Genomic DNA, 13,591 nt, shown 5'->3' with positions numbered 1-13,591 from the left:
GACTGCGTGACTCCAAAAACGAGAACAAGGATCGAAGAAATGGCCAAGGGAAAGACACTTGAGGATCTCTACTACGACACTCTGAAGGATATCTACTTCGCCGAGCGGCAGATTCTGCGCGCCCTGCCGAAGATGGCCCGCGCTGCTCAGTCCGCCGACCTGAAGGCGGGTTTCGAAAAGCACAAGGAAGAAACCGAACTCCATGTAGAACGCCTGCAGCAGGTGTTCGAGATTGCCGGCAAACGTGCTCAGGGCAAGACGTGCGAAGCAATTCAGGGCATCATCGCTGAGGGCGAAGAGATCATGGAAGAATTCAAAGGGACGGTCGCGGTCGACGCCGGCCTGATCTCTGCGGCGCAGTCCGTGGAGCACTACGAGATCGCCCGTTACGGCACACTGAAGACCTGGGCGCAGAACCTCGGCTACAAGGACGCCGTCGTGCTGCTGGACCAGACCCTGCAGGAAGAAACGGCAACTGACAAGTTGCTCACGAAACTCGCCATCACCGCCGCAAACCAGAAAGCCGCCCGCGCAGCTTGACGACAACTCCCTGAAACAGCCGGTCTTACCGGCTGTTTCAGAATGGGCACGGCTTGCCAAAGGACCGCCCGCCTCTAAATCCTTCAGCGTTATCATGACGCCGACACGGAGGATGCAAGATATGTCCGAACAGCAGGCAATCGAAGCAGTCGTCCATCTCTACGTCGAAGGCATGACGTTTGCCAACGAAGCTGCATTGCGAAAGGCCTTCCATCCGCAAAGCACAATCATCGGTCACTATGAACACGCGGTCGAATGGCTGACGCGCGACGAATTCATCGCTGCAATCACCGCTGAAGGCGCCGCCCCGCCGGGAACGCAACCGTATATGGATATAACAATGATCGATGTCGCAGGCGATGCCGCGATGGCGAAGGTGACTGACGAATTCGCCGGGATGCGCTTTACCGATTATCTGTCGATGCTGAAGATCGACGGTCGATGGACCATCGTCAACAAGCTCTACTACCTGCACTCCTAGGCGGCGCAGCTTTCAATGAGCCAGGCCGGCGCAGCCGCCGGCCCGCAGTGCCATGGTAGCTTTGTCAGCTTCGCAGCACACCGCCGGTGAACTTCGTCACGCTCGCCACGATCTTCTGCGTCAAAGCCTCAAAATCCTCGTCCGTCAACGTTCGCTCGACGGGCTGGATCTGCACTTCGATCGCAACCGACTTCTTGCCCTCGCCAAGCGATCCGCCTTCGAAGATGTCGAAGACGTTGACACCGGTGACCAGCTTGCGGTCGGCACCGCTCGCAGCCTTTATGATCGTGCCTGCTTCAACCGTCTTGTCGACGACGAAAGCGAAATCGCGCTTGACGGCTTGGAAGGGCGAAAGCTCCAGCGCCGGCTTGGTGCGTGTCGCCTTCTTCTTCGGCTCGGGCATAGCGTCGATATAGACCTCGAAGCCGCAGAGCGCGCCTGAGACATCGAGCGCTTCGAGCGTCGAAGGATGGAATTCGCCGAAATAGCCCAGCACGACCTTCGGACCCATCTTGATGGTGCCGGAACGACCGGGGTGATACCATTCCGGTCCGCCCTGCTCTATCTGGATGTTGCCCATCGGAAGGCCGCAGGCCTCGATCACCGCCAGCGCATCGGCCTTGGCGTCGAAGACATCGACCGGCTTGCCGCCGCCCTTCAAATTGTTCGACCACATGCGGCCGGCGCCGGTGAGCGACGCCGTACCGCGGCGAATGCCACCGGCAACACGGCGCTGGCCTTCCGGCCTGTCATTCTCATAGGTTCCGGAAACTTCGAAGATGGTCACATCGCCGTAGCCCTTGTCGGCGTTTCGCTGCGCAGCCATCAACAAACCCGGCAAAAGCGACGGGCGCATGTCGGACATTTCGGCTGCGATCGGGTTCGCAAGCTTGAGGGCCGGCGAGCCGCCGCCGAAGAGCTTCGCCTGCTCTTGCGAAATGAAGGACCAGGTGACGGCCTCCAGCATGCCGCGCGAGGCGAGCGCCCGCTTGGCCATACGCGTGCGGATCTGCAGCGTCGTCAGAATCTTGCCGTTCACGGCTGCATGGCTTTCCAACGGCGCCGGCTTGATGTTGTCGACGCCGTGGATGCGCATGACTTCCTCGACGAGGTCGGCCTTACCGCCGACGTCCGGACGCCAGGAAGGAACGGCGACCGAGACGCTTTCGCCCGAGCCCGACACCTCAAAGCCGAGGCGGGTCAGGATATCCTTACTCTCCTCAGTCGAGACTTCGAGGCCGGTCAGGCGCCTGACCTCCCAGTAGGGAAAATCGACGATCTTCGGCTGATAGCCCTTGTAGCCGACGACATCCGCCTTCGCCGGCGTGCCGCCGCAAAGTTCAAGAACGAGTTCCGTCGTGCGCTCCAGACCAGGAACCATATATTCCGGATCGACGCCGCGCTCGAAGCGATAGCGGGCATCGGTGATAATGCCCAGAGCGCGGCCGGACTTGGCGATGTTCATCGGGTCCCAGAGCGCGCATTCGATCAGCACGTCGGTCGTGTTTTCGTCGCAGCCGGAATGCTCGCCGCCCATGATGCCGCCGATCGACTCGATGCCGTCCGCATCGGCGATCACGACATTGTTAGGGCCAAGCTTGTATTCACGCTGGTCGAGCGCCAGCACCGTCTCGCCTTCCCTGGCACGGCGGACGGTCAGATTGCCGCTTACCTTGGCAGCGTCAAAGACGTGCATCGGCCGGCCCTGATCAAAGGTCATGTAGTTGGTGATATCGACCAGCGCATTAATTGGACGCAGACCGATCGCCAGCAGCCGCTGCTGCATCCAGCGCGGGCTTGGGCCGTTCCTGACGCCGCGCACGAGGCGGAGCGCAAAACCCGGGCAGAGCCTTTCGTCGTCAAGATCGAGCTTCACCTTGACCGGCGTCTCGCCTTCGACGGCGAAGGACGGCGCAGGCCGCGTCTTCAGCGTGCCAAGACCCGAAGCGGCCAGATCGCGTGCAATGCCGTAAATGCTCGTGCAGTCCGGACGGTTCGGGGTGAGGTTGATCTCGATGACAGGATCGTCGAGATGGGCATAAGCCGCATAGCTGGTCCCAATTGGCGCGTCTTCAGGCAAATCGATGATGCCCTCATGATTGTCAGAAATCATGAGTTCCTTTTCGGAGCACATCATGCCATGGCTTTCGACGCCGCGGATATTGCCGACGGAAAGCGTCACATCGATGCCGGGAACATAGGTGCCCGACGCGGCAAATGCGCCGACGAGGCCGGCCCGCGCGTTCGGCGCCCCGCAAACGACCTGGATCGGCGCACCCTTGCCGGTATCGACCGAGAGAACTTTCAGGCGGTCGGCCTGTGGATGTTTCTCAGCGGAGAGAACCCTGGCGATGATGAAAGGCCTGAAGGCCGCCTTGTCATCGACATCTTCGACCTCCAGCCCGATCATCGTCAGGCGGGTGCAGATTTCATTCAGGGTGGCATCCGTTTCCAGATGATCCTTCAACCAGGAGAGCGTGAATTTCATGATCTCAATCCTCCCTTACACGCTCAAGCCGCCGAACAGCGTCGGCATGTCGAGCGGGCGGAAGCCATAGTGGGTCATCCAGCGGACATCGGCGTTGAAGAAGTCGCGCAGGTCGGGCATGCCGTATTTCAGCATAGCGATGCGGTCGAGGCCCATGCCCCAGGCAAAGCCCTGATATTCGTCCGGGTCGAGCCCGCCATAGCGCAGCACATTCGGATGGACCATGCCACAGCCGAGGATTTCCATCCAATCCGTTCCTTCGCCGAATTTGACGATCGGGCCTGAGCGGTCGCATTGGATGTCGACTTCAAAGGACGGCTCAGTGAACGGGAAGAACGACGGGCGGAAACGCATCGTCACGCTGTCGACCTCGAAGAAGGCCTTGCAGAACTCTTCGAGCACCCAGCGCATGTTGGCGACGTTCGCCTTCGTGTCGATCACCAGTCCCTCGACCTGATGGAACATCGGCGAATGGGTCGCATCCGAATCCTGACGATACGTCTTGCCAGGGATGATGATGCGGATCGGCGGCTTCTGCGCTTCCATGGTGCGCACCTGTACGGGCGAAGTGTGCGTACGCAGCACTTTTCGCTCGCCGTTCTCATCCGGTTGGAAGAAGAAGGTGTCGTGCATTTCGCGGGCTGGGTGGCCTTCGGGGAAATTCAGCGCCGTGAAATTGTAATAGTCGGTCTCGACATCCGGACCTTCGGCGATCGAGAAGCCCATGTCGCCGAAGATCGCGGTGATTTCGTCGACGATTTGGCTGATCGGGTGAATGCGGCCGCGCTCGGCGGGCGAGGAGCGGACCGGCAGACTGATGTCGACCGTCTCGGCCTTCAGGCGGGCATTGACTGTCGCTTCCTTGAGCGTCGCCTTGCGAGCGGCAAGTGCATCTGCGACCTCATTCTTGAGGACATTGATTGCAACGCCCTTGGTCTGGCGCTCTTCAGGCGACATCGCGCCGAGCGTCTTCAGGAGCTCGGAAACGGAGCCCTTTTTCCCGAGGGCCGAAAGGCGCACGGCTTCGAGTGCCGGTTCGTCGTTGGCGGCAACAATTTCGGCAAGCAGCGATGATTTGAGCTGGTCGATATCTGACATCGTCAATTCTTTCCGTCCGGGATCAGGCGGGCAAATCGGAGGCTGGTTAGAACCGGCCGGGCAAGCAGTAGAGAGAAAGAAAAACCCGCGCCAGCCCAAACCAGCGCGGGTTTCCCAAAATTCAAAAAAGCGTCAAGGTTGGGAAGCGCTGGTTAACGAACCGCGCTTTCAAACTCATTCTTCGTACCGGCATCCTTGAGGTACTCGAGGGCCTTCTTGGAGGCTGTGACGAGCGCGCCGAATGCTTCCGGCTCATGGATCGCCATGTCGGAGAGGACCTTGCGGTCGACCTCGATGCCAGCCTTGTTCAGGCCGTCGATGAAGCGGCCGTAGGTAAGGCCGAATTCGCGGACGGCAGCGTTGATGCGCTGGATCCAAAGCGCGCGGAAATTGCGCTTGTTGACCTTGCGGTCGCGGTAGGCGTACTGCTTGGCGCGATCGACGGCAGCCTTGGCGGTACGGATAGTGTTCTTGCGGCGGCCATAGAAGCCCTTTGCTGCCTTCAGAACTTTCTTGTGCTTGGCATGGGCTGTAACGCCTCTTTTTACACGTGCCATTTCATGATCTCCTTAATCTAAAGCGTTCGCGGAATAGTCTTAGAGACCGTTCGGCAGGTAGTTCTTCACAACCTTGCGGCCATCGGGTTCTGCGAGAACCATCGTGCCACGTGCGTCGCGAATGAACTTGTTGGTACGCTTGATCATGCCATGGCGTTTGCCAGCAGCAGCGGCCTTGACCTTGCCGGTCGCGGTAATTTTGAACCGCTTCTTGGCCGAGGACTTCGTCTTCATCTTGGGCATTTTGCTACTCCGTTTCTATCTTCCCTGCGCGCTTCTTCAAAAAAGCCCTTCTGCGATGTCCGGTCTTCCGGCCGTCGCAACAAGGTGCGGGAGTGTTTGTTGTTGATCTGCGGGCATGGCGACGAAACCGTCCCGCAAGCATTCGAAACTGCCACGGCATGCCCTGCCGGTCAGTTCGGACGCGCGCTTATACCCGCAGCGCCGCCAAAGTGCAACGGGGCAGACGAGGATTCTTCAGGCGCGCTGAAAAACACAAAAGCCGCCCTTACGGACGGCTTTGATGCATTGATGAGGACCGCTCACTTCGGCGCGAGCACCATCATCATCTGGCGGCCTTCAAGCTTCGGTTCGGCTTCGACCTTTGCAAATTCCAGTGTGTCCGCCTTGACCTGCTGCAGAAGCTTCATGCCGAGTTCCTGGTGGGCCATTTCGCGGCCACGGAACTTCAGCGTCACCTTCACCTTGTCGCCTTCCTCAAAGAAGCGGCCCATAGCCTTCATCTTCACCTCATAATCATGGGTGTCGATGTTCGGACGCATTTTGATTTCTTTGACTTCGACAATCTTCTGCTTCTTGCGCGCCTCGGAGGCCTTCTTCTGGTTGGCGTACTTCAGCTTGCCCAGATCGAGAATCTTGCATACAGGCGGTTCGGCGTTGGGAGAAATTTCCACAAGGTCGAGGCCGGCTTCTTCAGCCATTCTCAAGGCCTGATCGGTGGGCACCACGCCCAAATTCTGTCCTTCAGCATCAATCAACTGAACCTTAGGAATACGGATTTCCCGGTTCGAACGCGGCCCTTCCTTCACGGGCGCGTCGGTTTTAAAAGGTCTGCGAATGGTCGTACTCTCCTCGAGTTGTTTCAGATCGCAGCTTCGCGCTCCATTGGGGCGCAACGAAGTCTCGCTATCGCTGCGATGTCGTCAATAACACGCTTTAGCGGAAAAATCACCTGCTGTCAGCCTATCGAGAATCTGTTTTATAGGCACAAACAATGGGAGTTTGTGCTTATGTCCGAAGCAACAGCCATATCCGAGCCGCAGTTCCTGACGGTGGGCGAAGGCGACGCGGAGCGAAAGATCGCTTTCATCATTCGTCAAGCCACCTCGAAGGATCGCGGCCCGACCTTCGTCTGGCTCTCCGGCTATCGGTCGGACATGAGCGGCACAAAGGCGATAGAGCTCGATCGGCTGGCCGGCGAACTCGGACTTGCCTGCATCCGCCTCGACTATTCGGGGCATGGACTTTCCGCTGGAGAGTTTAAGGATGGAACGATTTCCCGCTGGCTGGAAGAAGCGCTCGCCGTCCTCCTCCATGCAAGACCCGAGCGCGTCATCATCGTCGGTTCCTCCATGGGCGGATGGATAGCGTTGCGGCTGGCGCAGGAACTTGCAAAGTTGGAGGGGGCGCCAAAGCTCGACGGTATGGTGCTGATCGCGCCGGCACCCGACTTCACATCGGACCTCATCGAGCCGCACCTGAGGAAAAAGGATCGCGCCTCGCTTGCCGAACGCGGCTATTTCGAAGAAAAGTCCGACTACAGCCCGGAGCCCAACATTTACACCCGTGCACTCCTGGAAGACGGCCGCGAAAACCGGGTTTTGACCGGCATCATCAACACAGGCTGCCCGGTGCATGTCCTGCAGGGCATGAAAGATCCGGACGTTCCCTACAGTCACGCCATGAAGCTGGTTGAACACCTGCCCGCCGACAATGTCGTGTTGACGTTCATTCGCGATGGCGACCATCGGCTTTCACGGCCGCAGGATATCGAGCGGATACTATCTGCCGCCAAAGGCCTCATTCGTTAGTCGAAGCAGGCGCCTGCCGCCTCCACCAGAGCTCGAGACCGTGCGCGCCTGGAACCGACGGTTGTGTGGCATTTTAACCATGTCGGGTTGTTAGGGCAGCCCTTCGAGAAGTAATGATTGACTCCTCAACGCCCTCTCCGTTAACTCTTTGTTAACAAATACAAGGGCGATGCAGGGAAACGGGCGTGCGGATCAAGGGTTACTTGATGGTCATGATGGCCATGTTTGCGATGTCTTCGGCCGCATTACCGGCCCCCACAAGAAACCTCTCGATGGTTACCGGCGGCGCCACCTCGCAGCCAATCGGCCATTATGATTTCTGCCAGTTGCACCGGATCGAATGCGGTGCGGACCGCAATGCAGGGCCGGCGGAAATGAATGGCGAGAAGTGGGCTCTTGTCCGCTCGGTCAATTCCACCGTCAACAGCACCATCACTCCGATGACGGACAAGGAAATCTACGGCAAGGACGAAATCTGGGCTTATCCGGGAACGGCGGGCGACTGTGAAGATTTTGCACTCCTTAAGCGCCGCATCCTGATCCAGCGCGGCTTTGAGCCGGCAAACCTTCTGATGACGGTGGTGCGTAAACCGGATGGCGAAGGCCATGCCGTGCTGACGCTTCGCACAACCGAAGGCGACTTCATTCTCGACAACCTCGCTTCCAGCGTGAAGCCCTGGTTCGACACGGCTTATTCCTTCGTCAAGCGCCAGTCGAGCTACAATGCGGGCCGCTGGGTGACGATCGAAAACGGCCGCGACGTCCTGGTCGGCGCTTTGAAGTAAGAAATTCAACCTTCAGCACCAAGGCCTGCGACGGTCGGCCGCTTCATGAGACTTTGTGTGCCGCACGGTCTCGCGCCCTTCGATTGATTTCAAGGCGTTCAGTACTTGCAATCGTGTCACTGACCTCGATTGCTTCGGCTGCGCCGGACCGGGCCTCACCCATGGCCGATCAGGATCCCGGCAGCTAGCACAAGGCCCCCGCCGACCACGACCTGGAAGGCGGCGCGCAGAAATGGCGTTTCCATATACCTGTTCTGGATGAACGCGATCGCCCAGAGCTCGAAAAAGACGATGACGACGGCGGTGATCGTCGCCGTCCAGAATTGCGGAATGAGATAGGGCAGTGCGTGGCCGAGACCGCCGAGCGTTGTCATGATGCCGCAGGCGAGACCACGCTTGATTGGCGAACCGCGCCCGGAAATCTTGCCGTCGTCATGGGCAGCTTCGGTGAAGCCCATCGATATACCCGCGCCTACCGAGGCCGAGAGGCCGACGAGGAAGGTCTGCCACGTATCCTGCGTCGCAAAGGCGGCCGCAAAGATCGGCGCCAGCGTCGAGACCGAACCATCCATCAAGCCTGCAAGGCCGGGCTGCACATAGGTGAGCACGAATTGCCGCCGCGCCGTATCGTCCTCGGCGTCTTTTACGCCCTCCGGCGTATGTTTGTCGCCGAGCATCCTGGCAATGTCTTCATGACCCTGTTCGGCGAGCGCGAGATCGCCGAGAAGCTGGCGCGTCGAGGCATCCGAAGTCTGCTTTGCCGCCTCGACGTAGAAGCGATAAGCCTGCTCCTCCATCGTCTCGGCCTCCTGTCGCACTGCTTCCAACGACAGGTTCTTGCGCAGCCAATCCGGCTTGCGCTCATAAAAGCCCTGCACATGCTCGCGGCGAATTAACGGAATGCGTTCGCCGAAACGCTCCCGATGGATCTCGATCAGCGACTTGCGGTGCGTATTTTCGACTTCCGCCATGTCCTCCAGGACCTGCGCCGAGGCGGGATAAGCGGCCTTCAGCTGGTCGGCATAGGCACGATAGATGCGGGCGTCGTCCTCCTCGGAGGCAATCGCTAGCGCCAGAATTTCCTGTTCCGACAATGATTTGAATGAACGTTTGAACGACCTGAAAAACTGCGGCAGCATAACAATAGCTCCATTTTAGAATTATTCTAAATCTAAACAGCGCTCCGCAAGGCGTCAAGCACCGCGCGGACGATCCCGACAGATTGCCGCAAGACGAATTGTGGACTTCAGTTGGAAGAGGCGGGTGCCTATATGAGGCGTGCTGCAACAAAGCGACCATGGGTCTGAGATGAATAGTGAATTGCAAGGCAGGGCGGCGCATGCCGCCGCAATCCGCCAGCGAGCGGAAGCAGAAATGAATGCGATGGGCATCGACAATGCCTTCATCGACAGGCTGGTCGAGACATTCTACGGCCGCGTCCTTACACATCCCGAACTCGGCCCGGTTTTCGACGCCCGGCTTGCCGGCCGCTGGCCGGAGCACATGGCGAAGATGAAGAGCTTCTGGTCGTCCGTCGCCTTCCGCAGCGGCGCCTACGGCGGGAAGCCGGTGCAAGCACATGTCGGTGTTGCAAACATGACGCCGGCTCTCTTTCCGCAATGGCTGGAGCTCTTTGCCGCAACGCTCGATGATATCGCTCCAAATGCCGCGGCAAAGGCCTGGTTCATGGCGACAGCGGAACGCATCGCGAAGAGTTTGACGCTATCGCTATTCTACAACCCCGCACTGGACGATCCGGCGCGCAAGCCCGCCTAAGCTTTTTCCGTCGAAAAGGTCGCACTTGCGCTCGCCGCAACGACCAGCGCGGTCCCGAGCGTCTGCAACAGCGTCATGGGTTGCGCAAGGATGAGGAAGCCCGCGAGCGCGCCGATTGCCGGTTCCAAGCTCATCAGGATGCCGAACGCGGCCGTCGACATCCGCCGTAACGCAATCATTTCCAGGGTATAGGGCAAGAGCGGAACGAGGATCGCCAGACCTGCCATCTCGACGAGACCGTAGCCATCGAGGTTCGACGCGGCCCCGGCAAAGCCGAAGGGCGTCGCCACCACCGCTGCCACGATCAGCGACATGGAGAGGCCTTCCAGTCCCTTGAACGCCGCACCGACCTTTTTCGTCAGCATGATATAGCATGCCCAGCCCGCGCCGGCGCCGAAGGCAAAGAGCACGCCGGGCAGATTGCCGACCCATTGCTCGCCATCATAGGCGAGGAGGAGAACTCCGGCTGCGGCAATCGCCGGCCAGATCAGGCGCCGCGTCAGGCCATAACCGAACGTCGCGACCGAAAGCGGACCAAGAAAATCGATCGCTACCGCAAGCCCCAAAGGAATTCGCTCGATCGCCGCGAAGAAGGACATGGTCATTAGCGCTGTCGTCGTGCCGAGAACCAGTGCGCCGATCCATTGCTCGCGGCTGTAGCGCAGTAATGGCGGGCGAACGGCGATCGCAAGGATGACTGCCGCGAAGGCAAGCCGTAGCCAGGAGGCACCGGCCGATCCATAGGCTGCGATCGCGCCGGAAGAGAATGCTGCACCAAACTGAATGGACGACATCGACAGCAGGCACATGAGTGCACCGGCCGCAACACCGCTGGAAAATGAGGGGGTCGCTGCAGTTAGCGCAACGGCACTGCCGTTTGCCGCTGGTTCGCCCGTCTTCTGATCCATTTTCCGCTCCTGATTTGCTCCACTGATACGAACGCAATCGCAGAGCGGCAAATGCAAACTTCTGATCCGAACATAAGCGCGCTTTATGAACCGAGACGCTAAAACGCCAGCCTAGTTTCGAGCACCTCTTCAGCCTCGCTGAGGCTCATGCCAAACACTTTTTTGCCGATCTCAAAGCTGAATCCATTCCGGGCGAAAGCTGAAAGCTCCTTCACCTTTCGCTTCTCATCTAGATCGCCACGCCGGAACGGACCAAAGGCGCGCTTGCGGGCGAAGACGACGGCGGCGAACAGATCGTCTGCACGCTCGAGCGCGGTATCGACGATATCGGTTGCCACCCCTTTCGAGGAGAGTTTCTGCGCGATGTTCCGTTTCGACTTGCCGCCGCGCACCGCCGAGCGGGTGCTCACCGCAGCATAGGCGACGTCGTCCAGAGCCTTCTGGTCGTAGGCGAATTTAACCGCCGAGTCGGCCAGCGCCTTCAGCTGCGCCGCACTGATGTCTTCGAACTTCTGCTTCGCCTTTCGCGTGATCGCATCGAAGAGCTGTTTTTCCGTCATCATCCGGCGCTCGAGGCGATAGATCGTCGAGTTGCGTGCCCAGGAGAGCATTCGCGGCGTCGGAACATCGGATTGCTGATTTTGGTCGTCCATCGCAGGCTTTCTAGGCCTCCAGCCCTTTCAGCATATTGGCGACGTTGAGACCGATTTCCGTTACGCCATAGCCGCCCTCCATGCAGGTCAGGACTGGAAGGCCCGCCTTGGCGATCAATGCGCCCATGCGTGTGAAATCATCGGAAGTCAGCTTGAAGAAGGAGATCGGATCGCGTTCGAAGGTATCGACGCCGAGCGAGACGACGATGGCTTCGGCGCCAAAAGCCTTGATGCGCGCAAGCGAATCCGCAACCGCTGCCGACCATGCAGCCCAGGCCGTGCCGCGCGGCAGCGGGTAGTTCGCATTGCAGGTTTCGCCGTCGCCCTCACCGGTTTCATCGGCATAGCCCCAGAAATAGGGAAAGGCATTGGCGGGTTCGCCGTGCAGGGACGCAAAGAAAATGTCGCCGCGGCGATAGGTGATGTCCTGCGTGCCGTTGCCGTGATGGAAATCGACATCGAGGATCGCAACCTTCTTTGCGCCGATATCCAGCAGGCGTTGGGCCGCGACGGCGGCGTTGTTGATGAAGCAATAGCCGCCGAAGAGATCGATGCCCGCATGATGGCCGGGAGGCCGGCAAAGCGAGAAGGCGAACCGGTTTCCGCCATTTAGCCAATCGGCGCCGGTGATCGCGCATTGCATCGAGGCAACGGCGGCCTCGTAGGTGCCGCCGGTGATCGAGGTTTCGGTGGCATTGGCGTAATAGCCGAGCATTCCGTCGATATCGTTCGGCACGCGCTGCGTTGCGCGGCGCACCGGCAGTGAGGTCGGGATCGCTTCGCCCGCGGCCCCGCTCGCCTGCCACAAAGTCCAGGCCTTCGACAGGAAATCGAGATAGCCGGCGTCATGCACTTTCAGAGCCGTTTCCAGTCCATGCCGTTCCGGCGCAACAACATCCGAAAAGCCCGCTTCTTTGACTGCTTTTAGGATCCACTCTGCGCGAAACGGTCCTTCGAACGGCGTCACCAGCAGACCGCCATGCAGCTCTGTCTTCGCATCGCGCAGCTTGTGGTCTTCGGAATAAATGACGCGCACCGGCTTCTCCCCTGATTTGTTTTGTTGGATAAGGCGCGGCGGATGCACGCCTTGTCAATGGTTTAGGGAGCGATGCGCTTGTAGAAGAGCGTGGTTGCGCAATAGCCGCCTTCCGGCCACATCGCATAATCCGGAATGACGCCGGCGCGCTCCCAGCCGAGTCGCGGATAGATTGCCTCCGCCTCGCTGCCGGTTGCTGTGTCGAGCACCAGCAGGCGCTTGCCATGTTTTGCGGCTTCGTGTTCGATCGCTTCCATCAGCAGCCGTGCCATACCTTTGCCACGAGCAGAACGATGCACGAGCAGCTTCTTCAAATCGCCACGGTGCGGCTGGTTCGGCATCGAGGCAAATCCGACCTGCACCGTCCCGACGATCTTTCCGTCGATCTCAGCCACGGCGAGCAGGTTGACGCCCGCCCCGACCGTTTCTGCGACGCTCCTCCAATAGGGCTCGGCGTCGGCCGCCGTGTAAGGCTGCATAAAGCCGACTGAAGCGCCGCCCTCCACGCAGTCGACGAGTATCTCGCAAAGTTCCGGAATAGCCCCATTGGCCTGTTGTGCATCAAGAATACGAATGACGGTCACGATCTCTCTCCTGAAAATCAAATCAGCGGGTGCTACGGTTGAGCACGACGCAATAACGGGCGGGTTTGCCGGTGGGATTGCGGAAGACATGCCCCTCCCCGACCGGCATGAAGAGGCAATCGCCGGGCAAAAGATGATGCACCGTTGCGCCAGTGGTCATCTCCATCTCGCCTTCGAACACCCAGACGTGCTGTGTCATGCCGTGGCTTGCCGTATGCGGCGGAAAGCTGACGCAGGCGCCCGCAGGGAACTCGACGTCGACGATATCGACCTCGGACGACGTTGCGGGTGGCGAGACGGAGCGGCGCAGATAACCGGTTTCCGGATCGCGCCAGACCTGCTGCTCATGGCGTCTTGCAAGTGGCGAGGCCTGTCTTTCATCGGCAAAGAAGGCTGAAAGCGAAAGCCCGAGCGCGGCACAGACCCTTGCAAGCAGCGAGGCCGTCGGGCTCGCCTCCGCCCGCTCGATGCGCGAGATCATCGCGCGGCTGACGCCGGAGGCATTGGCAAGGTCATCCAGCGTCAGGCCCTTTTCGACCCTGAGCTTGCGGATGCGAATGCCGATCGCCGTTTCGAGTTCCTGGTCCATCGTCCGATCCACTGATTCTACTATAAGAGAAATGCATGGCCTGAT

Annotated in this window: 16 protein-coding genes; 5 read left to right on the top strand and 11 right to left on the bottom strand. The window is 59.5% G+C overall.

Annotation, left to right across the window (positions count from 1 at the left end):
• Positions 1-39: 39 nt before the first annotated feature.
• Positions 40-540, top strand: a complete 501-nt coding sequence (locus RGR602_RS01380) for a YciE/YciF ferroxidase family protein (protein ID WP_039843612.1) — start codon at positions 40-42, stop codon at positions 538-540.
• 121 nt (positions 541-661) lie between these two features.
• Positions 662-1,021 (top strand): nuclear transport factor 2 family protein, encoded by a 360-nt coding sequence (locus RGR602_RS01375; protein ID WP_039843611.1) that lies wholly within the window; start codon positions 662-664, stop codon positions 1,019-1,021.
• A gap of 64 nt (positions 1,022-1,085) precedes the next feature.
• On the opposite strand, the gene pheT is transcribed toward RGR602_RS01375, so the two are convergent.
• From pheT to infC, 5 genes are all read right to left on the bottom strand, one after another.
• On the bottom strand, positions 1,086-3,509 hold the full coding sequence (pheT, locus tag RGR602_RS01370; RefSeq protein WP_039843610.1) for a phenylalanine--tRNA ligase subunit beta: 2,424 nt from the start codon (positions 3,507-3,509) through the stop codon (positions 1,086-1,088).
• Between the two features lie 15 nt (positions 3,510-3,524).
• Entirely contained in the window at positions 3,525-4,607 is a 1,083-nt protein-coding gene (pheS, locus tag RGR602_RS01365) for a phenylalanine--tRNA ligase subunit alpha (RefSeq protein ID WP_039843609.1), read from the bottom strand.
• Positions 4,608-4,759: 152 nt separating this feature from the next.
• The gene (gene rplT, locus RGR602_RS01360; protein ID WP_039843608.1) at positions 4,760-5,164 is read right to left on the bottom strand and encodes a 50S ribosomal protein L20; all 405 of its coding nucleotides are present in this window, start codon (positions 5,162-5,164) and stop codon (positions 4,760-4,762) included.
• A gap of 39 nt (positions 5,165-5,203) precedes the next feature.
• Positions 5,204-5,407 (bottom strand): 50S ribosomal protein L35, encoded by a 204-nt coding sequence (gene rpmI, locus RGR602_RS01355; RefSeq protein WP_004108077.1) that lies wholly within the window; start codon positions 5,405-5,407, stop codon positions 5,204-5,206.
• A 299-nt stretch (positions 5,408-5,706) separates the two neighbouring features.
• Complete coding sequence (gene infC / locus RGR602_RS01350; protein WP_074063010.1) at positions 5,707-6,243, bottom strand: translation initiation factor IF-3; 537 nt, start codon at positions 6,241-6,243, stop codon at positions 5,707-5,709.
• A 171-nt stretch (positions 6,244-6,414) separates the two neighbouring features.
• Between infC and RGR602_RS01345 the strand changes: the two genes are divergently transcribed.
• On the top strand, positions 6,415-7,215 hold the full coding sequence (locus RGR602_RS01345; protein ID WP_039843607.1) for an alpha/beta hydrolase: 801 nt from the start codon (positions 6,415-6,417) through the stop codon (positions 7,213-7,215).
• Between the two features lie 185 nt (positions 7,216-7,400).
• The gene (locus RGR602_RS01340; protein ID WP_039843606.1) at positions 7,401-8,000 is read left to right on the top strand and encodes a transglutaminase-like cysteine peptidase; all 600 of its coding nucleotides are present in this window, start codon (positions 7,401-7,403) and stop codon (positions 7,998-8,000) included.
• A 155-nt stretch (positions 8,001-8,155) separates the two neighbouring features.
• Here the strand turns inward: RGR602_RS01340 and mbfA are convergent, their stop codons facing one another.
• Positions 8,156-9,139, bottom strand: coding sequence for an iron exporter MbfA (gene mbfA, locus RGR602_RS01335; protein ID WP_039843605.1), 984 nt, complete (start codon positions 9,137-9,139; stop codon positions 8,156-8,158).
• A 169-nt stretch (positions 9,140-9,308) separates the two neighbouring features.
• On the opposite strand from mbfA, the gene RGR602_RS01330 reads away from it, so the two are divergent.
• A complete protein-coding gene (locus tag RGR602_RS01330; RefSeq protein WP_039843604.1) occupies positions 9,309-9,776 on the top strand; it encodes a group III truncated hemoglobin in 468 nt (155 codons plus the stop codon).
• Here RGR602_RS01330 and RGR602_RS01325 read toward each other — a convergent pair.
• The 5 genes from RGR602_RS01325 to RGR602_RS01305 form a co-directional block, all read right to left on the bottom strand.
• Positions 9,773-10,684: an EamA family transporter gene (locus tag RGR602_RS01325; protein ID WP_039843603.1), complete on the bottom strand. Its 912-nt coding sequence runs from the start codon at positions 10,682-10,684 to the stop codon at positions 9,773-9,775. The two genes, RGR602_RS01330 and RGR602_RS01325, sit on opposite strands and share 4 nt — an antisense overlap.
• A 98-nt stretch (positions 10,685-10,782) precedes the next feature.
• The gene (recX, locus tag RGR602_RS01320; RefSeq protein ID WP_039843602.1) at positions 10,783-11,337 is read right to left on the bottom strand and encodes a recombination regulator RecX; all 555 of its coding nucleotides are present in this window, start codon (positions 11,335-11,337) and stop codon (positions 10,783-10,785) included.
• Positions 11,338-11,347: 10 nt separating this feature from the next.
• Positions 11,348-12,373 (bottom strand): histone deacetylase family protein, encoded by a 1,026-nt coding sequence (locus RGR602_RS01315; protein ID WP_039843601.1) that lies wholly within the window; start codon positions 12,371-12,373, stop codon positions 11,348-11,350.
• A 62-nt stretch (positions 12,374-12,435) separates the two neighbouring features.
• A complete protein-coding gene (locus RGR602_RS01310) occupies positions 12,436-12,957 on the bottom strand; it encodes a GNAT family N-acetyltransferase (protein ID WP_039843600.1) in 522 nt (173 codons plus the stop codon).
• 22 nt (positions 12,958-12,979) lie between these two features.
• Complete coding sequence (locus tag RGR602_RS01305; RefSeq protein ID WP_039843599.1) at positions 12,980-13,546, bottom strand: helix-turn-helix domain-containing protein; 567 nt, start codon at positions 13,544-13,546, stop codon at positions 12,980-12,982.
• Positions 13,547-13,591 lie beyond the last annotated feature (45 nt).

This window comes from Rhizobium gallicum bv. gallicum R602sp (genome assembly GCF_000816845.1).
In the GTDB taxonomy this organism is placed as follows: domain Bacteria; phylum Pseudomonadota; class Alphaproteobacteria; order Rhizobiales; family Rhizobiaceae; genus Rhizobium; species Rhizobium gallicum.
The sequence above is the reverse complement of the archived record's forward strand: the minus strand, read 5'-3'. Positions and strand labels throughout refer to the sequence as shown.

What these genes read in the sequence shown, in the direction of transcription:
- RGR602_RS01325 (WP_039843603.1), bottom strand. Translation starts at nt 10,684, where the DNA reads ATGGATCAGAAGACGGGCGAACCAGCGGCAAACGGCAGTGCCGTTGCG.
- rplT (WP_039843608.1), bottom strand. Translation starts at nt 5,164, where the DNA reads ATGGCACGTGTAAAAAGAGGCGTTACAGCCCATGCCAAGCACAAGAAA.
- mbfA (WP_039843605.1), bottom strand. Translation starts at nt 9,139, where the DNA reads ATGCTGCCGCAGTTTTTCAGGTCGTTCAAACGTTCATTCAAATCATTG.
- pheT (WP_039843610.1), bottom strand. Translation starts at nt 3,509, where the DNA reads ATGAAATTCACGCTCTCCTGGTTGAAGGATCATCTGGAAACGGATGCC.
- RGR602_RS01375 (WP_039843611.1), top strand. Translation starts at nt 662, where the DNA reads ATGTCCGAACAGCAGGCAATCGAAGCAGTCGTCCATCTCTACGTCGAA.
- recX (WP_039843602.1), bottom strand. Translation starts at nt 11,337, where the DNA reads ATGGACGACCAAAATCAGCAATCCGATGTTCCGACGCCGCGAATGCTC.
- rpmI (WP_004108077.1), bottom strand. Translation starts at nt 5,407, where the DNA reads ATGCCCAAGATGAAGACGAAGTCCTCGGCCAAGAAGCGGTTCAAAATT.
- RGR602_RS01305 (WP_039843599.1), bottom strand. Translation starts at nt 13,546, where the DNA reads ATGGACCAGGAACTCGAAACGGCGATCGGCATTCGCATCCGCAAGCTC.
- pheS (WP_039843609.1), bottom strand. Translation starts at nt 4,607, where the DNA reads ATGTCAGATATCGACCAGCTCAAATCATCGCTGCTTGCCGAAATTGTT.
- RGR602_RS01380 (WP_039843612.1), top strand. Translation starts at nt 40, where the DNA reads ATGGCCAAGGGAAAGACACTTGAGGATCTCTACTACGACACTCTGAAG.
- RGR602_RS01345 (WP_039843607.1), top strand. Translation starts at nt 6,415, where the DNA reads ATGTCCGAAGCAACAGCCATATCCGAGCCGCAGTTCCTGACGGTGGGC.
- RGR602_RS01330 (WP_039843604.1), top strand. Translation starts at nt 9,309, where the DNA reads ATGAATAGTGAATTGCAAGGCAGGGCGGCGCATGCCGCCGCAATCCGC.